The organism is Pseudomonas sp. IT-P395 (assembly GCF_949767675.1).
GTDB lineage: Bacteria > Pseudomonadota > Gammaproteobacteria > Pseudomonadales > Pseudomonadaceae > Aquipseudomonas.
Map to the genome: position 1 here is coordinate 22,032 of NZ_CATKPW010000058.1, position 25,988 is coordinate 48,019.

Here is a 25,988-nt window from a genome sequence, read left to right on the forward strand (position 1 = left end):
CGCTATCGCGAGCAGGCGAAGGCCTACAGGTTATGGGGCCGACGCTGGATTTTGCGCAGGTTTGTCTGACGCTGGGTCGCACAACCATTCTCGACAAGGTCACCTTCCAGGTGCAGCCCGGCAGCGTACACGCGCTGGTCGGCCCCAACGGTGGCGGCAAGAGTTCGCTGATCAAGACCCTGCTCGGGCAAATGCCGCATCAGGGCCAGCTCAGCCTGCAATGGCCCGGCGAACCCGGCACCATCGGTTATGTACCGCAGGCGCTGGAATTCGATCGCGGTCTGCCGATGACCGTGGACGATTTCATGGCTGCCATGTGTCAGCGACGCCCGGCGTTTCTCGGCTTGAGCAAGCGTTACGCCGGCGCCATTGGCGATGCGCTGGAACGCGTCGGCATGCAGGACAAACGCAAGCGGCGCATGGGTGCGCTGTCCGGCGGTGAGCGCCAGCGGGTGCTGCTCGCACAAGGTTTGATTCCGACGCCGCAATTGCTGGTGCTGGATGAGCCGATGTCGGCCCTCGATGAAGCCGGGATTCAGGTGTTCGAGCGCCTGCTCAATGACTGGCGCGCGGCAGGTATCACCGTGCTGTGGATCGAGCACGATCTGGAAGCGGTCGGGCGCCTGGCCGATCGGGTCACCGGCCTGAACCGTCGTGTGCTGTTCGACGCCACGCCACAACAGGCGCTGACCCCGGAACGCCTGCTGACGCTGTTCTCGACCCATCCACGGAGCGCTGCCTGATGAGTTACGAAGCCTTTCGTTTGATGGTGCAAGGCTGGGCCTCGTCCGGTTATCTGCCGGAAGCGCTGGCCTACGGTTTCGTGGTCAATGCGCTGCTTGCCGGCCTGCTGATCGGCCCGGTGCTCGGCGGCCTCGGCACGCTGGTGGTGGTCAAGCGCTTCGCGTTTTTCTCCGAAGCGGTGGGCCACGCGGCGCTGACCGGCGTGGCCATCGGCATCCTGCTCGGCGAACCCTACACCGGCCCCTATGGCAGCCTGTTCGGTTATTGCCTGCTGTTCGGCATCCTGCTCAATTACCTGCGCAACCGTACCGGCCTCGCACCGGATACTTTGATTGGCGTGTTTCTGTCGGTGTCGCTGGCGTTGGGCGCGAGTCTGCTGTTGATTCTGGCGGGCAAGATCAACGTGCACATTCTCGAGAACGTGCTGTTCGGTTCAGTGCTGACGGTCAACGGCAACGATCTGGCGGTGCTGGCCATCGTCGGTTCGCTGGTCATGGCATTGGCGCTACCGCTGTATAACCGCATCATGCTCGCCAGCTTCAATCCGCAACTGGCAGCCGTGCGCGGAGTGGCGGTGAAGACCCTGGATTATCTGTTCGTGATTCTGGTGACGCTGATCACAGTGGCAGCGGTGAAAGTCATCGGCGCGATTCTGGTCGGTGCTCTGCTGGTGATCCCGGCCGCGGCGGCGCGCTTGCTCAGCCAGTCGCTCAAAGGGTTCTTCTGGTGCTCGGTGTTGATCGCCACGGTCAGCACGTTGTGCGGGATTCTTGCGCCGATCGTGTTCGATCTGCCGATTCCGTCCGGCGCGGCCATCATTCTGGTCGCCGGTATTGCCTTTGCCCTTGCCGCCATTGCGCGCGGGGTTGTCCCGAGTCTGAAAGGGAATCTTGGATAAATGACTTTTTCAATTCGCAAACTGACCTTGGCCATGGCCTTGTGCGGCGTGGTCTGCGCGCCGTTGATGGCTGCCGAAAATGCTAAACCGCTGCGAGTGCTGGCGTCGTTGCCGATTACTTATGGTTTGGGCGAAGTGCTGCTCAAAGGCACTGATGTCAACCTTGAACGTGCGGCGCCAGCGAATCTGCCGGGCAGCCGTCAGACCGCGTATTTCACCGGTCGCGGCGCGCCGGCACTGAGCAAACTGGCAACCGGCGCCGATGCTGTAATCGGCGTGCGCTCGCTGTGGGCCGATGATCCGCTGTACCCGATCGCCCGTCGCAGCAATATCCGCATCGTTGAAGTCGACGCCGCGCGACCGGTGGATGGCGCCCTGCCCGGCATCGCCGTGCAACCGGATCTGAAGGTCGATGGCTTGAACAGTCAGCCATGGCTGGCGAGCAACAACATGGGGCGCATGGCGGATGTGATGGCGGCGGATCTGGTGCGCCTGGCACCCAGCGCGAAGCCAAAGATCGAGGCGAATCTGGCGGCATTGAAGCAGCGTTTGCTGAAGCTCAGCGCCAACAGCGAGGCGCGACTGGCCAGCGCCGACAATCTCAGTGTGATGAGCTTGAGTGATCACTTCGGCTATTTGATCGGCAGCCTCAATCTGGAACTCATCGGCGAGGATCCACGGCCGGATGCCGAGTGGACGCCTGAAGATCTGAAAAAACTCACGGCGACGCTCAAGGACAATGAGGTGGCGGTGGTGTTGCATCATCGGCAGCCATCGGACGCGGTAAAAGCGGCGATTGCCGAGTCCGGCAGCCATCTGGTGGTGCTGAGCACCGATGCGGCGGACCCGGTGGCGGAGCTGGAAGGCAATGTGGATTTGCTGCTCAAGGGCTTGAGCGGGGCGTGATTCCAGTTGCACCGCGCTATCGTTCATCGCTGGCAAGCCAGCTCCCACAGGGTTCTCGGTGAACGCAGATTTTGTAATCACCAAAATACCTGTGGGAGCTGGCTTGCCAGCGATGGGGCCCTGAAAGGCAACACAAATCCAAGGCAAGAAAAAACCCGCTGACTGTTTCCAGTCCAGCGGGTTTCTTTTTGCCCGGCCGCTTATTGCGCGGCGGCCTGGGCTTCCATCTTCTGGCGCAGGCTCAGCGGACGCATGTCAGTCCAGACTTCTTCGATGTAGGCCAGGCACTCCTTTTTCAGGCCGCTCTTGCCCACGGTGCGCCAGCCTTCCGGCACGGCTTTGTAATCCGGCCAGATCGAGTATTGCTCTTCGTGGTTGACCACAACCTGAAAAAGGATGTCCTCGCGGTCGAATACTGACGTCATGCTGGTTCTCCATCGTTGTAAGGGTGGGCTGCACGCGGGGTGCAGCCGGGTATGTAGAAAGAACGTTTGGCGCGGCGAAAAATTTACAGCGCAGCGGTGGCAGCGGCCAAAGCACGGCCAAAGATTTCCGCGACACGGTCGATTTCGGCGGCAGTGATCACCAGTGGTGGCAGGAAACGCACCACCGCGCCATGCCGACCACCCAGCTCCAGAATCAGCCCGCGATTGAGGCATTCGCGCTGAACCAGCGGCGCCAGTCGCGCAAACGCCGGCGGATGACCGAGCGCATCGGGAGTGCCGTTCGGCTCGACCAGCTCGACCCCGAGCATCAGGCCACGACCACGAATATCGCCGAGTTGCGGGAAGTCGCGTTGCAGGATGCGCAAGTGCTCGCTGAGGCGCTCGCCCATGGCCGCGGCGTGCTCGCAGACCTTGTGTTCGACCAGATAACGCATCACCGCAGAGCCTGCCGCCATGGCCATCTGATTGCCACGGAAGGTGCCGGCGTGCGCGCCCGGTTGCCAGGTGTCGAGCCAGTCGCGATAGACCACCACGGCCAACGGCAGGCTGCCGCCGATGGCTTTGGACAACACCACCACATCCGGGGTGATGTCGGCGTGTTCGAAGGCAAACATTTTGCCGGTGCGGGCAAAACCGCTCTGGATCTCGTCGACGATCAGCGCCACACCAGCCTTCTCAGTGATCCGACGCAAGCCGCGCAGCCACTCGATGTCCGCCGGAATCACACCGCCCTCGCCCTGCACCGCCTCGACAATCACCGCGGCGGGCAGTTGCACGCCGGCTTCCGGGTCGTTGAGCAGGTTTTCCAGGTAACTCAGGTTGGCCTTTACGCCCGCCGCGCCACCGAGGCCGAACGGGCAACGGTAGTCATACGGGAACGGCATGAACTGCACGCCATTGCTGAGCAGCGCACCCAACGGCTTTTTCGGCCCCAGGCTGCCCATCAGGCTCAGCGCGCCCTGGCTCATGCCGTGATAACCGCCGGAGAAAGACAGCACGGTGCTGCGCCCGGTCGCGGTGCGCACCAGCTTCAACGCGGCTTCCACGGCATCGGTGCCGGTCGGGCCGCAGAACTGGATTTTCGCTTCAGCCGCGAGCGCGGAAGGCAGCAGGCCAAACAGATCCTGGACGAACTGATCCTTGACCGGAGTGGTCAGGTCGAGGGTATGCAGTGGCAATTCATCGGCCAGCACCTGCTGGATCGCTTCGATCACCACCGGATGGTTATGCCCCAGCGCCAGCGTGCCGGCACCGGCCAGGCAGTCGATGAACGTGCGCCCTTCGACGTCTTCGACATAGAGGCCTTTGGCGCGCTTCAGCGCCAGCGGAATGCGCCGCGGATAACTGCGGGCGTTGGATTCCTGCCGGGCCTGCCGGGCCAGCAATGGCGATTCATTGAACTGGTACAACGTTTCGGCCGGCGCCGAAGTAACCCGGGCCGACGACTCTTCGATAAGGCTGGTGGCGACTGACATCTCTCGACCCCTCAATTGGCTATGGATAGTGACCAAAACAGCACACCGGACAGGTGCGCATTCCGATCGCGGGGCGCACTTGCAGGTTTTCCTGTTCTGGAAACGCATAAGGGGCCTGAGGATTTAGCCCGAGATCGAGTTGTCAGCCCGGCGCTGCCAGCGACTTGTGCATGGGCAGACTCTGCAAGCCTTGGTATTCGAGGGGCGGCGCTGACTTGTGATAGCCCAGACGCCGATAAAATGCCTGGCCGGTGTACGTGCTGTTGAGATCAGCGTGAGAAACACCGCGAACCCGTAACCAGCCTTCCAGATCCTCCATCAGCGCCCGTCCGACGCCCCGGCGAAATGACTCTGGCTGGACGTAACACAGCAAAATGTCGCCGCTGGCCCGAGCCATGCCGACACCGACCGGTTTGTCCGCCAGCAACGCGATACACAGATAGAAGTGCGGGTCGGCGAGCCGGGCACTGATGAAGTCGGCGGATTGCAGGCCGATCCATTGGCTGACGAGTGACGGATCGTTACGGTGATCGAGCGCACAACCGATGCGGATCGAACGTTCGATGATGCGACTGATGATACCGGCGTCGGCCAGAGTGGCCGGACGAATGCAGATGGGTGCTTCCATGGCGCAGTTCCCTCAATCCATTGAGTCAAAGCTGCGCTGACCTTATCCCCACCCGGTCCGGATAGCGAACGCCGAGAAGTTACATTTGATGTGTCTGGCGCGATTTCCTACCACAGGCTGTGCTGGAATCAGACAGGCTGCAACGGCATGGTCAGCTCGACCCGCAGGCCATCCGGGCGACTGTCGAAATGCAGGGCACAGTCGCAACGCTGAACGATCGCCTGAACAATTGCCAGACCGAGGCCGCAACCGGTGCTTTGGCCGTTGCGCCAGAAGCGTTGGGTCAGGTGTTGCAGATCATCCGGCGCAATCCCCGGGCCATGGTCGCGCACGACAAAACGCACGCGGTTGCCAATGGTTTCCAGGCTCAGCTCAACCGCGCAGTCTTCGGGCGTATGGCGCAAGGCGTTGTCGAGCAGATTGCGCAGCGCTGCAATCGACAGCACCGCCGGCATCTGCAGCGGTGCAGCAGAAAGCTCAGCCGGCAGGTGCAATTTGATGCGCAGGCGTTCGCCCCCCGTGGCGTCCTGAATCGCCAGGCGTGCCACTTGCTCGGCACTGCATTGCGAGCCGTCATCGAACGACAGACTGCCCTCGACCCGCGCCAGCAACAGCAGTTGCTCGAGCGTGCGATGCAAGCGATCAGCGCCCTCCTCGGCCCGTGCCAGCGACTGATCGCGGGCGTTGCCATCGGTCATGCGTGCGACTTGCAGGTGGGTCTTGATCGCCGTCAGCGGGCTGCGCAGTTCATGCGCCGCGTCACCGGTCAGACGGCGCTCACGCTCGATGGTTTTGCCAATGCGCTGGAACAACTGGTTTTGCGTTTCAAGCAGCGGCTTCAATTCACTGGGGAAAGTCTGGATCTGCAACGGCTCAAGCGAGTCGGCATTGCGCCGCATCAGTGCTTCACGCAGACGGTTGAGCGGCGCCAGACCCTGGCCAATGCCCAGCCACAACAGACACAGACAGCCGAGCAACGCCACACCCACCGGCACCGACGCCGCCAGCAGGATCGACATGTTCAGCGCCTCGCGCTCGATCTGCCGGTCAGCGGTGGTAATCCGCACATCGCCTCGGGCAAGGGTGAAACTGCGCCACGGCGCACCGTCGATCATCTGGTCATGGAAGCCCATCTTCTCGGCTTCCAGCGCTTGTTCGGGGTTGTTGTGGCTGCGCGCGAGGATTTCCCCGCGCAAGGAGCTGACCTGACAGGCCATGCCACCGGGGATATTCAGTTGTTCGGCACTGAAATGCGTGCCCTCGCCTTTGCTCGGCAAAGTCGGCAACTGTTCCAGCAGCCCGGCGACCATGCGCGCCGACGCCACCAGACGCTGGTCGAGGGAAAACATCATCTGATTGCGCAGGTCACTGAGCATCCACGCCGCCGCCAGCGCCCAGATCAGTGCAAACGCGGCGCCGAGGGTCAGACTCAGGCGCAGTCGCAGACTCATCACTTGCCTTGATCTCCACCATCGGCCGGGCCAAGGCGATAGCCCAGACCGCGCACGGTTTCGACGATGCCTTTGCCCAGTTTGCTGCGCAGGTGATGAATGTGCACGTTCAGCGCGTTGCTTTCCAGTTCATCGTTGAAGCCGTAGACACTGTCTTTCAACTGTTCAGTGGACAGCACCCGACCACGATTGTGCAGCAGCGCCTGCAGCAGCGATTGCTCGCGGCGCGACAAGTCCACCGGTTGCCCGGCCAGGGTGGTTTCGCGGCTGCTCGGGTCGTAGGTCAGCGCGCCGTGCTCAATCAGGTTGACACTGCGCCCGGCGACCCGGCGCAGCAAAGTTTGCAGACGGGCGAACAGTTCACGCAGATCGAACGGTTTGAGCAGGTAATCGTCAGCCCCGGCCTGCAAACCATCGACGCGGTCGGTGACCGAGTCGCGCGCGGTCAGGATCAGCACCGGAATTTCCAGGCCACTCTGCCGCAGTTGTTGCAGCAACTTGAGGCCATCTTCGTCGGGCAGGCCGAGATCGAGCACCATCACGTCGAATTCAGCGACCTTGAGCATCGCCCGCGCCTTCGACGCGGTGTTGACGTGCTCAACGGTCAAACCCTGAGCCGTGAGGCCGGCAACGATCCCGCTGGCAATCAGCTCATCGTCTTCGCAAACCAGTACGTGCATGGGTGCTCCGTGGATAAAAAAGGCGAGTGAAGCAGGCGAGGATTAAGCGGCAATTATGGCCGTCACCGGCGCTTACGGAAAGCCGGGCAAAAACATCGGGGCGCCACCTGTTGCAGGGCCTCACCCGGCGCTGAAACTTTCCCACTAATAAAGAAACAGTTTCTCCCTATGTAATAACCCTTCGATCATTTAGTTTTCGACTGGCAACCACCAACAACTTTAAAGGGACTTAATAAACATGCCTCAACTAAAAAACTTCGTCGCGCTCGATTGGCGCTCCGGCCCCGACCGTATTTATTTCTTCTTCAAGGACAGCGACACCTATTCCCGATTCGATCTCGGTGACAATAAGGTATCCGCCAACTATCCCGCATCGGTCGGCGATAGCTGGGACACCTTTGGCCCCCATGCCAAAGACTTGCGTTTCGGCCTGACAACCACTTCATTCGGCTGGAACACCTCGTCAGATGAAGATATTGCCTGGTTGTTTTTCTATCAGGGCAACACACCCGTGGTGTGTAAATATAATCAAGACAAAGACAAGGTCGATGCCTTTTATAAAGTTGCCGATTCGATCTGGAAGCCGATATTGCCCTACTTCGACAAGATCATCGCCGGCACCTGGTTCCAACTGACCGGTCACCCGTTTCTATTCAGGTTCATCCTCAACGACGGACACTATCTATCGTTTAACTACAAGGCAAAGACCCTGACCTACAAATCCTTCGGGGATTATCGGCTGGGCGCGCTGAAACCGTACAAGGACCGCATCATCACGGCAGCGCAAAATGACCGGACTTTGGCCGACAGCTACTGGTACATCTTCCTGACCGACAACCAATACCTGACTTACAACATTCAGTCCGACCGTCTGGTCTCCGGACCGAAAACCATTAATGACGCGAACTGGCCGGGACTGCTGCGCGGCTGATTGGCCGAAGCTCGGAGGGCCTTGTAGGATACGGTTAATTATCGGTTAATCGCCGCCGCCCATTCTGCGCCTCACTTGCACAGGGACAAGGCTCCTCCATGCGTCATTTTTTTCTATTGTTTGCTCTGCTGATGTCCAGCCTGGCCCAGGCTGGAAACAATCCATTTGAGACTAAACCGGAATTTCTGCCGGTCGACCAGGCATTCGTGCTCACCTCCGAACGCCTGGAATCCGGTGAAACCCAACTGTTCTGGCAAATCACCGACGGCTATTACCTGTATCAGAAACGCCTGAAATTCGACGGATTGAGCGCAGAGCAACAGCCCGCGCTGCCTGAAGGCGAGTCCCACAGCGACGAGTTTTTCGGGGAACAACCGGTCTATCGCCAAGGGCTGGAAGTGAAAATCCCGGCGACAGCCACAGGCCAGATCAAGGTCAGCTATCAGGGCTGTGCCGATGCCGGCCTGTGCTATCCACCGCAGACCCGGGTCATTGATCTGGGCGGTAAAGCGGCGGTGGCCGCCAGCGCTGAAGCGCCGGATCAGGCCTTGGCCAGCAGCCTGCAACAACGCGCGCTGGGCTGGAGCTTGCTGGTGTTTTTCGGCCTCGGTCTGTTGCTGGCGTTCACGCCTTGCACGTTACCGATGCTGCCGATTCTGGCCGGCATGGTCGTTGGCAGTGGCGCCACCCCGCGTCGCGGTTTCGCGCTGGCCGGCAGTTATGTGATCTGCATGGCGCTGGTCTATGCGGCGATGGGCGTGATCGCTGCGCTGCTCGGCGCAAACCTGCAGGCATGGTTGCAGAATCCGTGGCTGCTCGGCACGTTCGCCGCGATCTTCGTGGTGCTGGCCCTGCCGATGTTCGGCTTCTTTGAACTGCAATTGCCGGTGGCCCTGCGTGATCGCCTGGAACACGCCTCGCGCAGTCGCAGCGGTGGCAGCCTGATTGGCGCCGGGGTCCTCGGTGCATTGTCCGGTCTGCTGGTCGGCCCGTGCATGACCGCGCCGCTGGCCGGTGCGTTGCTGTACATCGCGCAGAGCGGCAACGCACTGCACGGCGGCTTGATTCTGTTCTCGCTGGGTATCGGCATTGGTGTGCCGTTGTTGTTGCTGGTGACCGTGGGCAATCGCTTCCTGCCCAAACCCGGCGCGTGGATGAACCTGCTCAAAGGCGTGTTCGGTTTCCTCTTCCTCGCCACGGCGCTGTTGATGTTGCGTCCGGTGCTGGAGGCTTCGTTGTGGCTGGGCCTGTGCGGTGCACTGCTGTTGATCGCTGCGTTCTGTGCCTGGAAACAGTCCGAAGGTTTTGGCCGAGTAGCCCAGTTGTTCGGCGCCAGCTCGCTGTTGCTCGGGCTGTGGGGCAGTCTGCTGGTGATTGGCGCGGCAGGCGGCAGCGATGATCCGTATCAGCCGTTGCAGGTCTACAGCGCCGGCCGCGCCAGCGCAGCGCAGCCATCGGCTCATGACGCGTTCACCACGATCAAGGAGCCGGCTGCGCTGCAACGCGAACTCGATGCCGCCAAGGCTCAGGGTCAGTGGGTGCTGCTCGATTACTACGCCGACTGGTGCGTGTCGTGCAAAGTCATGGAGAAACAGGTATTCGGCAAGGACAAGGTCATGCAGGCGTTGAATGACGTGCGCCTGCTCAGGCTCGATGTCACCGCCGACAATGCCGCCAGCCGTGAATTGCTCAGCCGCTACAAAGTGCCGGGGCCACCGAGCTTCGTCTGGATCGGTACCGATGGCGAAGAACGCCGCAGCCAGCGCATCACCGGCGAAGTCGATGCCGAGACGTTCCTGCAACGCTGGGCCACCACCCGGGACGCCAATTAATGCTGACTTTCACCCTCGGCACTTTTGCCATCGCGCTTAATCACCTGCTGCTGATCAGTGCTCTGGCACTGGCGACCTTTGTCGGCTGGCGGGTGGCCAAGCGTGGCGGTGATAACCCCGAGTCGGCGTTGTTCAGCCTGTTTCTGCTGGGCATGCTCGCGGCGCGGATTGCCTTTGTGCTGCTGTACTGGTCGCACTATCGCAATGACCCGTGGCAGATCATCGATTTGCGTGACGGTGGCTTCCTTGCCTGGCCGGGTGTGATTGTGTTGCTGCTGGCGGCGCTGTATCGCGGCTGGCGGCGTCCAGGGCTGCGTCGTCCACTGGGCTTTGGCGTGGCCAGCGGTGTGGCGTTCTGGCTGTTGGCGACGTTGTCGTTAAACATCTATGAACAAGGCACCCGACTGCCGGACATCTCTCTGCGCAACGCGGCCGGGGAAACCATCCAGCTCAGCGATTATCAGGGCGGCCCGCTGGTGATCAATCTGTGGGCGACCTGGTGTCCGCCGTGTCGGCGCGAAATGCCAGTCCTGGAGAATGCCCAGCAACAACGCCCGGACCTGACCTTCCTGTTCGTCAATCAGGCCGAAAGCATGCAAAGCGTGGCGACGTTTCTTGAGACCCAGGGCCTGAGCCTCAACAACGTGCTGTTCGACCGCAGCGGCCGCCTGGGTCAGGCCGTGGGTTCCATGGCTTTGCCGACTACGCTGTTCTATAGCCCTGACGGTCGGCTGCTGAGCAGTCACCTGGGCGAGTTATCCAACGCCAGCCTGGCGCGCGCCCTGGAAAACTTCGACACCCCGACCCCGAATTCGAACCCGGCCACTGCACCGGCCACCTCTGCAAGGAAACTGCCATGCCCCGCCTCCGCCACCTGCTGACGCTGACTCTGGGCACCGCCCTGCTGCACTTGCCGTCGGTGCAGGCCGCTGAAGAATTGCCTGCGGCGATCAAACAGATCGAAGCCAAAGGCGCGAAAATCGTCGGCCAGTTCGATGCGCCCGACGGTCTGCGCGGTTATGCGGCGCAATATCAGAACCGTGGCATGGCCCTGTACCTGACTCCGGATGGCAAACACGTTTTGCTCGGTAATCTGTACGACGCCGACGGTAAGGACCTGAGCAGCGAGCCGCTGCAAAAACTGGTCTACGCGCCAATGGCCAAGGAAGTCTGGGCGAAGTTCGAGGCGAGCAACTGGATTCAGGACGGCAACAAGGATGCACCGCGCACGGTGTACCTGTTCAGCGATCCGAACTGTCCTTACTGCAACATGTTCTGGGAACAGGCGCGGCCGTGGGTCAAGGCTGGCAAGGTGCAGTTGCGGCACATCATGGTTGGCATCATTCGCGAGGACAGCCCGGGTAAATCGGCGGCGCTGCTGGCCGCGAAGGATCCGGTCAAGGCGCTGGAAGATCACGAAAAGGCTGGCAAGGGCAGTTCGCTAAAAGCGCTGAAAGATATTCCAGCGGCCGTGCAGAGCAAATTGGCGGCGAACATGCAGTTGATGGAAGACCTCGATTTGCAGGCGACGCCGGCAATCTTCTATATGGATGACAAGGGTGAGCTGCAACAGCAGCAAGGTGCGCCTTCGCCGGACAAGTTGGTGAAGATTCTCGGGCCTAAATAAGCAAAATCAAAAGATCGCAGCCTGCGGCAGCTCCTACATGGAAAGCGTTTTCTGTAGGAGCTGCCGCAGGCTGCGATCTTTTCAACGGTGGTCAGCCAGGAAAGCCAACAACACCTCGGTGACAAACTGCGGGTTCTCCAGGTTGGAGATATGCCCCGCCTCCGGCACCAGCACCCACGGGCAACCGATCAACTCGGCCATTTCCTTTGTTTCCGACGGTGGTCGCGGTTTGTCCTGATCGCCGCACATGACCAGCGTGGAGGCCGCATTCAATTCGCCCAGTCGTGGCAACAAATCATCCCGGCCAAAGGTGATACGCCCCATCGGCACGATACTTTCGCGCAGTCGATCCGAGGAGTACGCCGCCAGTTTCGCGCGGAAATCCTGATACAGCGCCGACTGCGGATCGATGCCCGGACGGAAGAAGATCGGCACGACGATATCCAGTAACTGCTCGGAAATTTCGCCGCTTTCTTCAATCTGCTTGAACAGCGAGAAGTAGTACTGACGAGTCGGTTCCGGCTCGACGCCGACGTAGGTGTCCATCAGCACCAGACCGTTGATCCGTTGCGGGGCCAACAACGCCAGACGTACGCCCCACATGCCACCGACCGACAGCCCGACAAGAGTGACCTGATCGATATCAAGATGATCGATCAGGGACCGCGCCTGACGAGCAATGTCGTCCAGTGATGTGGTGCCTTCAGGCAACCGTCCCGACTCACCGTGGCCCCACAAGTCCAGTGCGATCACCCGATAGTGCGGCGATAACGCAGCGATCTGCGGTGCCCACATGGCCTGATCCCACAGGTAGCTGCCGGCCAGCAATACCGCCGGGCCTGTGCCTTGATCAATATAATGCAGCGCTTGTCCGTCAACCGTGAAAAAAGGCATCGACCACCCCCGCGACAAAAAAGAGAACCGGCAGACTGAGCTGCCGGTTGCTGGTCGTCAACCCTGAAAATGTACGCGTTTGTACTGGTTTAATTGTGTTGAACGCGCTGACGCCATCGCTGGCAAGCCAGCTCCCACAGGTTCCAGAGTGAACACAAAATCTGTGGCTACACTCGATTACTGTGGGAGCTGGCTTGCCAGCGATAAGGCCACTACAGGCACTAGAAAATCAAAGGCCCTCCAGCTCCGCCATCAGATCATTCAACCGATCAACCTTCTCCTCGGTGATATCGCTCGCCGCCAGCCCGTCAATGTATTCGGCCAGCTCCTCCACCGTGCTGCACTCGAACATCGCCCGCAACGGCACATCGCGCTGCAGGGTTTTCTGCACCCGCGAGGCGATCTGCGTGGCCAGCAACGAATGCCCGCCCAGTTCGAAGAAGTTGTCGCGTACGCCGACCTTCTCGACCTTCAGCACCTCGGCCCAAACATCCGCCAGGGTCTGCTCCAGTTCATTGCGCGGGGCCAGATAATCCTGACTCTGCGACTGGCCGATCTCCAGCGCCGGCAAGGCTTTGCGGTCGAGTTTGCCGTTGGCATTGAGCGGCAGCTGATCGAGCCACAACCAGTGCAGCGGCACCATGTATTCAGGCAACTCGGCGCGCAGGCGCTGCTTGATCCGCTCCAGGCGTTCACTCGGATTGAGTGCCGAATCGGCCGCCACCAGATAGCCGACCAAGTGCTTGCCGTTGACGCCTTCCTGCACACCGACCGCACCATCGCGCACTTCCGGTTGCTCATGCAGACGCGCCTCGATTTCGCCCAGCTCGATGCGATAACCGCGAATCTTCACCTGATGGTCAACGCGGCCAACGTACTCCAGCACACCGTCACTGCGACGCCGCGCCAGGTCACCGGTGCGATACAGACGTTCGCCCGGCGCGCCGAACGGGTTCGGCACAAACACCGGCGCGGTACGCAACGGATCGCTTACATAACCGCGACCAACGCCCGTCCCCGCCACGCACAACTCACCCACCGCGCCCAGCGGCACCAGCTCCAGCGCGCCGTCGACCAGATAGAGCAAGTTGTTGTCGGTCGGCGTACCGATCGGCAGGTAACTGCCGCGCGTCGAGGCCATGTCGACACGGAAAAACGCCACGTCATCCGAGCATTCCGCCGGGCCGTAAGCGTTGACCAGACCGATGTCCGGGTAACGCAGCAGCCATTGGTGCGCCAGCTCCGGCGGCATTGCTTCACCGGTCGGCAGCATCCAGCGCAAGCCATCCAGACTCAGGCGATCCGAGGCGAGCATCCCCTGAATCAGCGACGGCACGCTCTCCAGTACGGTGATGCCCTGCGCTTGCACGTGCACCAGCAAACCTTGCGGATCGTGGGCGATGGTGTTCGGCACGATGTCCACCCGTGCGCCGAACAACGGCGCGGCGAGGAACTGCCAGACCGAAATATCGAAGCTTTGCGACGCGGTCTGTGCAATCACATCGACGTCGCTCAGATTCAAGTACGGCACCTTGCTCAACTGGTTGTTGAGCATACCGCGCTGCTCGACCATCACGCCTTTCGGCAGGCCGGTCGAACCCGAGGTGTAGATCACGTAAGCGAGGTTGTCCGGGCCGCTGTAAATCTCCGGGTTGTGCGCCGATGTTGCCGCTGCCTGAAGCTCTTCCCACACCAGCAAGCGCGGTCGATTGGCGCAGCTGAATTCATCCAGCAAAGTCTGCGCCTGTTCAAAGCATGCTTTAGAGCAGACCAGCACCGGCGTGCGGCTCAGCTCGATGATGCGTTGCAGACGCTGGCTCGGCAGGCCCGGATCCAGCGGCAGATAACCCGCGCCAGCCTTGAAGCTGCCGATGATCATGCCGAGCAGATCGAGATTACGTTCGGCGAGCAAGGCCACCGGTTGATCCATCTGCACCCCGGCCGCGACCAGTGCATGGCCGAGACGGTTGGCGTTGTAATTCAGTTCCTCATAACTCTGCTGCTGATCAAGGCACGTGGCTGCAATGCGCTGCGGATGCGCGGCAACCTGCGCTTCGAACAGCGCCACGTAGCTCTGCTCCAGCGGATAGTCGTGGGCACTCTGGTTGCAACCGTGCAGCAGAAACTCCTCTTCCTCACTGCCTAGCAGCGGCAGGTCGGCCATATCGCCATGGAAGCCATCGACCAGCGCCAGCAGCAAACGCTTGAACTCGCCGAGCATGCGCTCGATGGTCGATTCGTCAAAGTAACGCTGGTCATACGACAGGTGCAGACCGAGGTCATCACCCGGGTAGCACACCGCCGTCAGCGGGAAGTTAGTGTGCGTACGGCCGGAGTCCGAGGTCGCATTCAGGCTCTGCGCGCGATCAAGTACCGACACTTCCACCGGGGCGTTTTCGAAGACAAACAGGCTGTCAAACAGCGGCTGGCCTTTCGGCAATTCGCTTTGTTCCTGGATGTTCACCAACGGCAGGTATTCGTACTCACGCAGTTGCATGTTGCTGTCGAGCAAAGCGCTGAGCCACTGACGCACGCTGCTGCGCTGATCGTCCTCAGGCATTTTCACCCGCAGCGCGATACTGTTGATGAACAGGCCGACGGTACGCTGCATCTCTGGCATTTCCACCGGACGCCCGGCCACGGTGACGCCGAAGAGCACATCACGATCACCGCTCATGCGGCGTAGCACCAAGGCCCACGCGGCTTGAGCGAAAGTGTTGATGGTCAATTGATGCGCCTGCGCCAGTTCACGCAGACGCGCACCGTCCTCGACATTGAGGCGGGTGTAGCGGTCGCCGACGACCATGCCGCCGCTTTCACCGGCGTGTTCGCGCAGGAACGGACGATCGCTCGGGATCGGTGTGGTGCGTTCGAACCCTTGCAGATTGTGTTGCCACCACTGCCGCGCTTCGGCCAGGCTCTGACGTTGCAGCCAGCCGATGTAATCGCGATAACGCGGCGGCACGGCAAGTTGCGCTTCACGACCCTCACCCAACGCGGTGTAAATCTCGAAGAAGTCGTTCATCAGCAACGAGCGGCACCATGCATCGATGAGAATGTGGTGGTTGCTCATCATGAACCAGTAACGCGCTGCGCCGACCTTGATCAGACGCAGGTGGAACGGCGCCTGATTGAGCAGATCGAAACCGGCCTCGCGCTCGCTTTTCAGCAGCGCTTGCAGCTTCGGTTCCTGCTCGGTTTCAGCGATGGCACTCCAGTCCAGATACTCGATCGGCGTGCGACCCGGTGTGTGAATCACTTGCAGCATGTCTTCGCCGACATTCCAGCAGAACGACGCACGCAGCGCTTCGTGACGGGCGATCACCGCTTGCCACGCCTGGGCGAAACGCTCCGGGTCGAGTTCGCTGTTGATGCGGTAGCGATCCTGCATGTAGTACAGACCGGTGCCCGGTTCGAGCAAGGTATGCAGCAACATGCCTTCCTGCATCGGCGTCAGCGGATAAACGTCTTCGATGTGCGCGGCCGGTACCGGCAAGGCATCCAGTTGCGCCTGAGTCAGCTTGGCCAACGGGAAATCCGACGGCGTCAGGCCGCCGGACTCGTCTTGCAGGCAATGGGCGATCAGGCTTTGCAGCTCACCGAGGTAAGCGTCGGCCAGATCGTTGATGGTTTGCGCGTCGTAACGCTCGGCGCTGAAGGTCCAGCGCAGCAGCAATTCACCGCCGTAGACCTGACTGTCGATACTCAGTTCGTTCGGCAATGGCGCGTGCGGATCGTGGGCGGCACCGACCGCTTCATCCAGCGGACGGAACAGCGCACCGCTGCCGAAGCTCTGGTCGAACTGGCCGAGGTAGTTGAAGGTGACCGGCGCGTTCGGCAACGCGGCCATGCTGCGCTGGCTGAGATCATCGGCGAGATAACGCAGTACGCCGTAGCCCAGGCCCTTGTGCGGCACCGCTCGCAGTTGCTCCTTGATCGCCTTGATCGAAGCGCCCTGCCCCGCAGCCTCTTCGATGTTGTGCGGGGTCAGACGCAGTGGGTAAGCGCTGGTGAACCAGCCGACAGTGCGGGTCAGATCGATCTCGTCGAACAGGGTTTCGCGACCGTGGCCTTCCAGTTGAATCAGTGCCGACGGTTGACCGCTCCAGCGGCAGAGCACACGGGCCAGCGCGGTCAGCAACAAGTCGTTGACTTGCGTGCGATAGGCGGCTGGCGCCTGTTGCAGTAACTGTTTGGTGTGCTCGGCATCGAGGCGCACGCTGACGGTTTGCGCGTGACGATTCTGCTGGCCGCCCTGCGGGTTTTCGCACGGCAAATCGGCGCTCGGACCGGCCAGTTGGGTCTGCCACCAGTTGAGTTCTTCGCGCAGGGATTCGCTGCCGGCGTAGGCTTGCAAACGCGCGGCCCAGTCTTTGAAGGCACTGGTTTTCGCTGGCAGTTTCACCGCTTGGTCGGCATCGAGTTGGCGGTAAACGGTTTGCACATCGTCGAGCAATACGCGCCACGACACGCCGTCGACCACCAAGTGATGGATGGCGATAAACAGGCGTTGCTGACCTTCAGGGCCGTCGACCAGCAAGGCGCGAACCAGCGGACCATTTTGCAGATCAAGGCTGCGTTGCGCATCGGCAAACAGCGCTTCGCACTTGTCCATCGAGGTAACCCGCACTTGCCACACCACGGCCGCTTCGGAGACGGCTTGGTGCGTCGCTTGCCATTGACCGTTGGCCTCGGTGAAGCGCAGGCGCAAGGCATCATGCTGCTCGATCACCGCCAGCAACGCTTGCTCCAGACGATGCGGTTCGAGGGTCACGGTCGGCTCCAGCAACAACGCCTGATTCCAGTGCTGACGCTCGGGGATTGCAGTGTCGAAGAACCAGTGCTGAATCGGCGTCAGGCGCGATTCACCCGACACCAGACCTTGCTCAGCCGTGACCTGTTCAGTGCGGCTGGTCACAGCGGCCAAAGTCTGCACAGTTTGATGCTGGAACAGATCACGCGGGCTGAAATGAATGCCCTGCTGCCGTGCACGGCTGACCACTTGAATCGACAGAATCGAGTCGCCACCCAATTCGAAGAAGTTGTCGTTGAGGCCGACCTGTTCGACGTTGAGCACTTCGCACCAGATCTGCGCCAGGGTCTGTTCCAGTTCGTTGCTTGGCGCAACGTAGTCCTGACGATTCAACTCGGGATCCGGCGCCGGCAAGGCGCGACGGTCGAGTTTGCCGTTGGCGGTCAGCGGCATGCTCGCCAGCAGAATCAGGTGCGTCGGCACCATGTAATCCGGCAGTTGCGCCTTGAGGTGCGCCTTGAGCGCGTCGCGCAGTTCAGTCTGTCTGGTTTCGTTTTGCTCGGCAATCTCGGTGACCAGATAGCCGACCAGTTGTTTGCCGCTCGGCGCATCCAGGGCCAGTACCACGGCTTCGCGAATCGAGTCATGATCGAGCAGACGGGTTTCGATTTCGCCCAGTTCGATACGGAAACCACGGATCTTCACCTGATGGTCGATCCGACCCAGGTATTCCACCAAACCATCGGCCCGCTGGCGCACCAGATCGCCGGTGCGATACATGCGCCCGCCAGCGGTAGCAAACGGGTCAGCGACAAAGCGCTCGGCGGTGATGCCCGGGCGATCGTGATAAGCCTGCGCCAGACCGGCGCCGCCGACGAACAATTCACCCGTCGCGCCTTGCGGCACCAGCGCCAGATCGGCGTCGAGAATGTACGCCACGCGCGCACCGATCACGCTGCCGATCGGCACACTGCCGGCGCCCTCTTCCAGCACCTCTGGCGCCAGACTGGCCAGTGGCATGACCACGGTTTCCGTCGGGCCATAAGCGTTGAAGAACATCGCTGGTTTGAACGCTGCACGAATGCGTTGCAGGTGTTCACCGGTCAGCGCTTCGCCACCGGTGATGATCATCCGCACCGGAAGGATTTCGTTTTGCGTCGAGAGAAACTGCGCCAACTGGCTGCCGTAGCTCGGGGTAAAACCGAGCACGTTGATTTTATGCGTGCGGATCAAACCGCAGATTTCTTCCGCGTCCCACTGACCTTGTGCACGCAATACAACCTGCGCGCCACTGAGCAGCGGCACCAACAGACGCTCGGTCGCCGCATCGAAGTTGATCGAATAGAAGTGCAGTTCGCAGTCATCCGGGCGCATGCCAAACCGCTCGATCACGGCTTGGCAGTGCATGGCGATTTCACCGTGGGAGACCACCACGCCTTTCGGTTTGCCGGTCGAGCCCGAGGTGTAAATCAGGTAGGCCTGATGTTGCGGCAGGCTGATAAACGGCAGCTCGCTGGCCGGATAAGCAGCGAGTGCTGCGCTGTCATCTTCCAGGCACCAGCGCGCCACGCTCGACGGCAGTTCGCCAAGGGCTTTGAACATTGCGCGATCACTGAGCAGCAGGCCGATGCGGCTGTCTTCGATCATGTAATGCAGACGGTCGAGCGGGTATTCCGGGTCCAGCGGCACGTACGCGCCGCCGGCCTTGAGAATCGCCAGCAGGCCGATAACCATTTCCAGCGAACGCTCCAGTGCCAGACCCACCCGTACTTGCGGGCCGACGCCGCGCTCACGCAGCGCCCAGGCCAGACGATTGGCGCGGGTGTCGAGTTCGGCGTAGCTCAGGGTCTGCCCGGCGAAAGTCAGGGCCGGTGCGTCTTTGCGCGCCAGCGCTTGTTCGGCGAACAGGTGATGGATGCACTGGTCGAGACGACGCTCACCCGGTTCGACGCCGAGGCTGTCGAGCAGTTGCTGTTGCTCCAGAGCGTCCAGCAGCGGCAATTCGCTTAGACGCTGTTGCGGATCGGCGATCAGCGCTTCCAGCAGGTTGCGCCAATGTTTGGCCATGCGCGCGATGGTCGGCTCGTCGAACAGATCGGTGCTGTAAGTCAGGCAGCAACCAAGGCGATGGTCGAGGTCGGTGACTTCCAGATTGAGGTCGAACTTGGTCGCCCGCGCATCGTTGGCCAAATACTCGACGGTCATGCCAGCGAGCATGCGGCTCTGCTGGAATTCCCAGCGCTGCACGTTGCACATTACTTGGAACAACGGGTTGTAGGCGGCACTGCGCGGCGGCTGCAAGGCTTCGACCAGATGATCGAACGGCAGATCCTGATGCGACTGGCCTTCGATCACGGTGTGACGCACCTGCTCGAACAACTCGCCGACCGACATCATGCCGTCGAGCTGACAACGCAGCACCTGGGTGTTGAGGAACGCACCGATCAGCCCTTCGCTTTCTGGGCGAATACGGTTAGCCACTGGCGCGCCGATGCGCAGATCGGTCTGGCCGCTGTAGCGGTAAAGCAATGTCGCGAGCGCGGCGGTCATGGTCATGAACAGGGTCAGGCCGTTTTGCGCATTGAAGGCACGAACCCGCGCGGCAAGATCGTCGCTGAGGTCGAAGCGGAACAGTTCGCCCTGATGGCTTTGTACCGGCGGACGCGGACGGTCACCCGGCAGTTCCAGCAGCGGATGTTCACGACCGAGTTGCGCGGTCCAGTAGTCGAGTTGGCGCTGACGCTCGCCGGATTCCAGCCAGTTGCGCTGCCAGACGCTGTAATCGAGGTACTGCACGGGCAGCGGCTCAAGCGGCGAATCACGGTCATCGACAAACGCTTCGTACAGCGCACTGAGTTCGCGGGCGAAAATATCCATCGCCCAGCCTTCGGTGACGATGTGGTGCAGAGTCAGGACAAAGTAATGCTCCTGCTCGGCGGTTTTCACCAGACAGGCGCGCAGCAGCGGGCCGCTTTCCAGATCGAACGGCAGATGCGCTTCTTCGTCGGCGAATTGCTGAACCTTTTGCTCGCGCACGTCGGCGGAAAGTTTTGAGAAATCCTTCCAGCCCATGCGTACGCCGGTTTCGGCATGCACCTGTTGGCGGGCGACGCCGTCGACGCTCGGGAAGGTGGTGCGCAGGGTTTCGTGACGCAGGATCAACGCTTGCAACGCGGCTTCGAAACGCTCGACATGCAACACGCCACGCAGACGCGCCATGCCGCCGACGTTGTACGCCGGGCTGTCCGGCTCCATCTGCCAGAGGAACCACATGCGCTGTTGCGAGTACGACAAGGGCACCGGTTGGCTGCGATCGACCTTGTCGATCGGCGGCTGTTTGTTGGTGCGGCCGCTGGCCTGGATCAGGCGGATCTGCTCGGCGAAATCAGCCAGTTCGCTGTGTTCGAACAAGGCACGCAACGGCAGTTCGACGTCGCAGGCCTGACGAGTACGCGAGATGATTTGCGTGGCCAGCAGCGAATGACCGCCGAGGGTGAAGAAGTCGTCGCGCAGGCCAACTTGCGCCAGACCGAGGACTTCGCGCCAGATCGCGGCGATCTGCTGTTGCAGTGCAGTCACCGGCTCGACGTGTTCACGTACTTGCCATTGCGGCTCGGGCAAGGCACGGCGGTCGAGTTTGCCGCTCGGGCTCAGAGGCATTGCGTCCAAACGCATCAGTTGCGCCGGGACCATGTATTCCGGCAGCTCGGCGGCCAGCGCGGTTTTCAGGCGAGCGCTTTGCTCGTCAGGATGTTCACTGGCATCGGTCGCGGTGAAGTAACCGATCAGTTGCGCACCGGCAGCGGTTTCGCGCACCAGCACGACGGCTTGTGCGACGCCATTCTGGGCAAGCAGACGCGCTTCGATTTCTTCCGGTTCGACGCGGAAACCACGCAGTTTGACTTGCTGGTCGAGACGGCCGAGGTATTCGATCACGCCGTCGGACGTCCAGCGCGCGCGGTCGCCGGTGCGGTACAAACGTGCGCCCTGCTCGCCCAGCGGATCGACCACAAAACGTTCCGCGGTCAACGATGGACGGCCAAGGTAACCGCGAGCCAGACCGATACCGCTGATGCACAGCTCACCCGGCACGCCGGCCGGCACCGGATTGAGATCGGCGTCGAGCACGCGGCAAATCACGTTGCCCAACGGACGACCGATCGGCGAACGTTCGCCATCGGCAGGGGTGCAATGCCAGTGGGTGACGTTGATTGCGGTTTCGGTCGGGCCGTAACGGTTGTGCAATTGCACCGCCGGCAGTTGCGCCAACACGCGGTTGCGCAGTTCGGCGGGCAGCGCTTCACCACCGGAGAATACCCGGCGCAGGCTGGTGCATTCGGCGCTCAGCGGTTCGTCGATGAACAGCGAGAGCAGTGGCGGCACAAAGTGCAGCGTGGTCACGCCATAGGCCTGAACAAGCTGCGCAATGCGATGCGGATCGCGGTGTTCACCGGCGCCGGCGATCAGCAGACGCGCGCCAGTGATCAGCGGCCAGAAGCATTCCCACACCGACACGTCGAAACTGATCGGCGCTTTTTGCATCAGCACATCCGTTTCATCGAGCGCGTAAGCGTTCTGCATCCATTGCAGGCGCTCGGCCAGTGCTGCGTGGGTATTGCCGACGCCTTTCGGTTGGCCGGTGGAACCCGAGGTGTAGATCACGTAGGCGAGGTTGTCGCCGTGCAGGTGCAGACCTGGCGCCTGGCTCGGCCAGTTTTCCAGGTGCAACGCATCCATGGCGATCACGCTGACGCCGTCGCTGGCCGGCAAACGCTCGAGCAATTCGGTTTGGGTCAGCAGCAATTCGACGCCGCTGTCGCTGAGCATGTAGGCGAGACGATCAGCCGGATAATCCGGGTCCAGCGGCACATAGGCGCCACCGGCCTTGATGATCGCCAGCAGGCCGATCAACAGTTGCGGCGAACGCTCGGCGGCGATGGCCACGCAAACGTCCGGGCCGACGCCTTTGTCGCGCAGGTAATGGGCGAGGCGGTTGGCCTGCGTGTGCACTTCGGCGAAGTCGAGGCTGCCACCGTCCCACACCAGCGCGGTGCGTTCCGGGGTCTGACGCGCCTGTTCGTTGAGCAGTTCCGGCAGCCATTGTTGCGCCGGGGTGCACGGTGCGACGCCCCAGTTTTTTTGCTTATCGTGTTCGCCGCCGGAGAGCAATTGCAGGTCGCCGATGGCTTGCTCCGGACGTTCGCAGACTTCGCGCAACAGGTTGCTGAAGTGTTCGGCCAGACGCTCGATGGTGGCCGAATCGAACAGTTCACTGGCGTAGTCGAACGACAGCGTCAGGCGACCGTTACGGTCTTCTTCGCTGTGCAGTTGCAGGTCGAACTTGGCTTCGCGGCTGTGCCACGGCAGTTCTTCGGCGAGCAGACCCGGCAGACGCTTGAGTGCGCTCAGGTCGCGTTGCTGATGGTTGAACATGACCTGGAACAAGCCTTGTTCACGGGCTTGCGGGAAGGCTTCGAGCAGTTGTTCGAAGGGCAGATCCTGATTCGCTTGCGCACCGAGTGCGACTTGACGGGTCTGGGCCAGCAGCTCGACAAACGACAGGCGCGAATCGATTTGCGCACGCAGCACTTGGATGTTGATGAAGAAACCGATCAAGCCTTGGGTTTCCAGGCGCGGACGGTTGGCGTTGGGTACGCCGATGCGAATGTCGCGCTGACCGCTGTAGCGATGCAGCAGGCTCTGGAATGCCGAGAGCAGCAGCATGAACGGCGTCGCTTGTTGCGCTTGCGCGGTGTTGCGGATCGCCTCGCTGAGGTGCGCGCCCAAACGCACGGTGTGGCGCGCGGCACTGTGGTTTTGTTGGGTCGAGCGCGGATGATCAGTGGCCAGTTCCAGGGTCGGATGTTCGTCACCCAACTGCGTTTTCCAGTACGCCAGTTGCCGCTCGCCCTCGCCCTGCGCCAGCCATTGGCGCTGCCAACTGCCGTAGTCGGCGTACTGGGTTGGCAGCGGCGCAAGGGTCGCGGTCGCGCCCTGCGAAGCGGCGGCGTACAGGCGCGAAAATTCGTCGATCAATACGTTCAGCGACCAGCCGTCGGCGATGATGTGGTGCAGCGTCACCAGCAGTTGGTGATCTTCGTCGTCGAGACGCACCAGCGTCACCCACAGCAGCGGGCCTTTCTCCAGGTCGAACCGGGTGCGCGCTTCATCTTCGCGGATTTGTTGCGCGCGGGCTTCACGTTCAGCGGCCGGCAGGTCGCTGATGTCGATCAGTTGCAGATTGAATTCGGCGGCGCCATCGACTTGTTGCAGAGCGACGCCGTCGCGCTCAAAGAAACGCGTGCGCAGCGATTCATGGCGTTCGATCAGTTGCTGGAAACTGGTGCGCAAGGCGTCTTCGTCCAGTTCGCCGCGTAAACGCAGGGCACCGGGAATGTTGTAGGCGCTGCTCTGCGGGTCGAGTTGCCAGGTGATCCACAGACGGTTTTGCGCCAGCGATTGTGGCATTGGCTCGGAGCGCGACAACGCAATGATTGCGCCTTGGGCGCTGCCGCCGTCCTGTTGCTGTTGCGCCACGGCAGCAGCGAATGCCGACAGTGTCGGGGCTTCGAAGAGCAGACGCAGGCTCAGCTCAAGGCTGAGTTCTTCGCGAACCCGGGCGATCACTTGCGTGGCGGCGATCGAGTTGCCGCCGAGCAGGAAGAAGTGATCGTCGGCGTTGACCTGTTTGACGTTGAGTTGTTCGGCCCAGATGTTGCCGATCAACGCTTCGAGTTCGGAGGCGCTGGTGGCCGACTCTGCGGTTTCGGCTGTGGTCGACGGGAACACCGCGTAGCTGTCTAGGCTGCCATCGGCCAGACGATTGCGGCACGCCGAACGCTGTAATTTGCCGCTGGAGGTTTTCGGCAAGGCGCCTGGATTGAGCAGTACAACGACGCTTGGTGCCTCCTGATACGCCTCGGCTACCGCTTGGCGGATCGCTTTGATCAAGGCTTCCGGCGGCAGGATTTTTTGCACGCTGCGGCTGATTTCCGCGGCGATGCCGATGCCTTCTTCGCCATTCTGATTGATCGCGAATGCAGCGACGCGGCCCTTGCGCACCACTTCCACTTCGTTCTCGACGGTCTTCTCGATGTCCTGCGGATAGAGGTTGTGGCCGCGCACGATGAGCATGTCTTTCAGGCGCCCGGTGATGAACAGTTCGCCGTTGCGGACGAAGCCCAGGTCACCGGTGCGCAGCCAGGTGCGGCCGGCATGCTGGACAAACGTCTTGGCGCTGGCTTCCGGGTTGCGCCAATAGCCGAGGGCGATGCTCGGACCCGTAGCCCAGACTTCGCCGACAGCATTGTCGGCCAGCGCTTCGAGGGTATTGGGTTCGACGATCAGCACGGCGTGTTCCGGCTGGCTGATGCCGCAGCTCATGATCGGGCTGCCCTCACCCGGCTCCGCACGGTTTTGCGCCAGCGCCTGATCGTCCACGCGCAGTGCCGGGATGCCGGTGCCGCGCGGGGTGCCGGCGACGAATAGCGTCGCTTCGGCCAGACCGTACGAGGCCATGAAACTGTCTGCGCTGAAGCCGCACGCAGTGAACTTCTCGGCGAAGCGCTCGAGGGTGTCGAGCCGGATCGGCTCGGAGCCGGAATAGGCCACGCGCCAGCGGCTCAGGTCGAGGCGTTCGAGTGCCGACTCACTGACCCGCTCGCTGCACAAGCGATAGGCGAAGTCAGGCCCGCCGCTGATGGTGCCGCCGTATTGGCTGATCGCTTCCAGCCAGCGCAATGGCCGGCCGAGGAAGTACGCTGGCGACATCAGGATGCACGGTACGCCGCTGAAAATCGGCTGCAACAGACCGCCGATCAAACCCATGTCGTGATACAGCGGCAGCCAGCTGACGATCACGTCGTCCGGATTTACATCGATGCCGAAACCGTGACGGATCAACAGCTCATTGGCGACCAGATTGCCGTGGCTGACCTGCACGCCTTTGGGCAGCGCGGTGGAGCCGGAGGTGTATTGCAGGAAAGCGATATGGTCTTGCGGCAAGCTCGGTTCAACCCAGCTTTCGGCCTGCGTGCGGTCGAGAGTGTCGACACACAGCAACGGCGGCGCGCCTTCGATCTGCTGCAAGGCGTCGCGCAAGTCGGCGCTGGTCAGCAGCAGACGCGGTTCGGCGTCGGCAATGATCGACAGCAACCGCTCCTGGTGATGGCGCCGCGCAGATTCCGGCGGATAAGCCGGCACCGCGATCACGCCGGCGTACAAGCATCCAAAGAAGGCCGCGACATAATCCGGGCCGCTGGGAAACAACAGCACCGCGCGGTCGCCGAATTCGGCTTCGACCTGCAATGCGGCCGCAATAGTGCGCGCGCGCTCATCCAGTTCGCGATAACTGAGTACCACAGCCTGCTCTTCGCTTTCGGCAAGAAAACGCAAGGCCAGTCGATCCGGCGTCAGGGCCGCGCGGCGCTGAAGGGCTTGGACCAGGGTGCTGGGGAGTTCGAACGCGTCGGTCATGAGGTTTCCTGCCTGAATTCGGCTTGCTAATGGAATCGGGTTGCTGCGTCACGCCCCGCGAAGGGCCTGCTGGGCGCGGTCTGTGCCGACCGCGCAAGGCGCTGGAATGCTGTCTGGCCGGGGTCGTGCACCCGGAACCATTCACCAATGAGAACGGATGACGTCTTGAAATAATTAGTCGGCAGGCTGGATCGCCAATGGGGCCGGGGTGTGGCGGCGTGTCGCAGTTCTCACATCGCACCTTTGTG

General features: G+C 61.6%; 14 protein-coding genes. 7 read left to right on the forward strand and 7 right to left on the reverse strand.

Going from position 1 to position 25,988, the window contains the following annotated elements; genetic code table 11:
* The first annotated feature begins 32 nt into the window (after positions 1-32).
* From ACM6IN_RS23840 to ACM6IN_RS23850, 3 genes are read left to right on the forward strand one after another with little or no spacing between them, the layout of a single operon-like run.
* Positions 33-743 carry a metal ABC transporter ATP-binding protein gene (locus ACM6IN_RS23840; protein WP_414916880.1) on the forward strand — a complete coding sequence of 237 codons (711 nt, stop codon included), beginning with the start codon at positions 33-35 and terminating at the stop codon, positions 741-743.
* On the forward strand, positions 743-1,642 hold the full coding sequence (locus tag ACM6IN_RS23845; RefSeq protein ID WP_007917717.1) for a metal ABC transporter permease: 900 nt from the start codon (positions 743-745) through the stop codon (positions 1,640-1,642). Before ACM6IN_RS23840 ends, ACM6IN_RS23845 begins: the two co-directional genes overlap by 1 nt.
* Positions 1,643-2,548, forward strand: coding sequence for a metal ABC transporter substrate-binding protein (locus ACM6IN_RS23850; RefSeq protein ID WP_414916800.1), 906 nt, complete (start codon positions 1,643-1,645; stop codon positions 2,546-2,548).
* Positions 2,549-2,748: 200 nt separating this feature from the next.
* Here the strand turns inward: ACM6IN_RS23850 and ACM6IN_RS23855 are convergent, their stop codons facing one another.
* The 5 genes from ACM6IN_RS23855 to ACM6IN_RS23875 form a co-directional block, all read right to left on the reverse strand.
* Positions 2,749-2,973 carry an MbtH family protein gene (locus ACM6IN_RS23855; protein WP_007917715.1) on the reverse strand — a complete coding sequence of 75 codons (225 nt, stop codon included), beginning with the start codon at positions 2,971-2,973 and terminating at the stop codon, positions 2,749-2,751.
* An 83-nt stretch (positions 2,974-3,056) separates the two neighbouring features.
* Positions 3,057-4,469 (reverse strand): aspartate aminotransferase family protein, encoded by a 1,413-nt coding sequence (locus ACM6IN_RS23860; protein ID WP_414916801.1) that lies wholly within the window; start codon positions 4,467-4,469, stop codon positions 3,057-3,059.
* Positions 4,470-4,611: 142 nt separating this feature from the next.
* Positions 4,612-5,097, reverse strand: a complete 486-nt coding sequence (locus tag ACM6IN_RS23865; RefSeq protein WP_095113056.1) for a GNAT family N-acetyltransferase — start codon at positions 5,095-5,097, stop codon at positions 4,612-4,614.
* A 128-nt stretch (positions 5,098-5,225) separates the two neighbouring features.
* Positions 5,226-6,548, reverse strand: a complete 1,323-nt coding sequence (locus ACM6IN_RS23870; RefSeq protein WP_414916802.1) for an ATP-binding protein — start codon at positions 6,546-6,548, stop codon at positions 5,226-5,228.
* Positions 6,548-7,228: a response regulator gene (locus tag ACM6IN_RS23875; protein WP_007908710.1), complete on the reverse strand. Its 681-nt coding sequence runs from the start codon at positions 7,226-7,228 to the stop codon at positions 6,548-6,550. The genes ACM6IN_RS23870 and ACM6IN_RS23875 overlap by 1 nt, the downstream gene beginning before the upstream one ends.
* 238 nt (positions 7,229-7,466) lie before the next feature.
* Between ACM6IN_RS23875 and ACM6IN_RS23880 the strand changes: the two genes are divergently transcribed.
* The 4 genes from ACM6IN_RS23880 (at position 7,467) to dsbG (ending at position 11,618) form a co-directional block, all read left to right on the forward strand.
* Complete coding sequence (locus tag ACM6IN_RS23880; protein WP_007908708.1) at positions 7,467-8,159, forward strand: hypothetical protein; 693 nt, start codon at positions 7,467-7,469, stop codon at positions 8,157-8,159.
* Between the two features lie 98 nt (positions 8,160-8,257).
* A complete protein-coding gene (gene dsbD, locus ACM6IN_RS23885; RefSeq protein WP_414916803.1) occupies positions 8,258-9,991 on the forward strand; it encodes a protein-disulfide reductase DsbD in 1,734 nt (577 codons plus the stop codon).
* Entirely contained in the window at positions 9,991-10,872 is an 882-nt protein-coding gene (locus ACM6IN_RS23890) for a TlpA disulfide reductase family protein (RefSeq protein WP_007908704.1), read from the forward strand. The genes dsbD and ACM6IN_RS23890 overlap by 1 nt, the downstream gene beginning before the upstream one ends.
* A complete protein-coding gene (gene dsbG, locus ACM6IN_RS23895; protein WP_414916804.1) occupies positions 10,848-11,618 on the forward strand; it encodes a thiol:disulfide interchange protein DsbG in 771 nt (256 codons plus the stop codon). The genes ACM6IN_RS23890 and dsbG overlap by 25 nt, the downstream gene beginning before the upstream one ends.
* A gap of 81 nt (positions 11,619-11,699) precedes the next feature.
* Here dsbG and ACM6IN_RS23900 read toward each other — a convergent pair whose 3' ends face one another.
* Both ACM6IN_RS23900 and ACM6IN_RS23905 read right to left on the reverse strand, forming a co-directional pair.
* Positions 11,700-12,512, reverse strand: coding sequence for an alpha/beta fold hydrolase (locus ACM6IN_RS23900; RefSeq protein WP_414916805.1), 813 nt, complete (start codon positions 12,510-12,512; stop codon positions 11,700-11,702).
* A gap of 229 nt (positions 12,513-12,741) precedes the next feature.
* A complete protein-coding gene (locus tag ACM6IN_RS23905) occupies positions 12,742-25,740 on the reverse strand; it encodes a non-ribosomal peptide synthetase (protein WP_414916806.1) in 12,999 nt (4,332 codons plus the stop codon).
* Positions 25,741-25,988 lie beyond the last annotated feature (248 nt).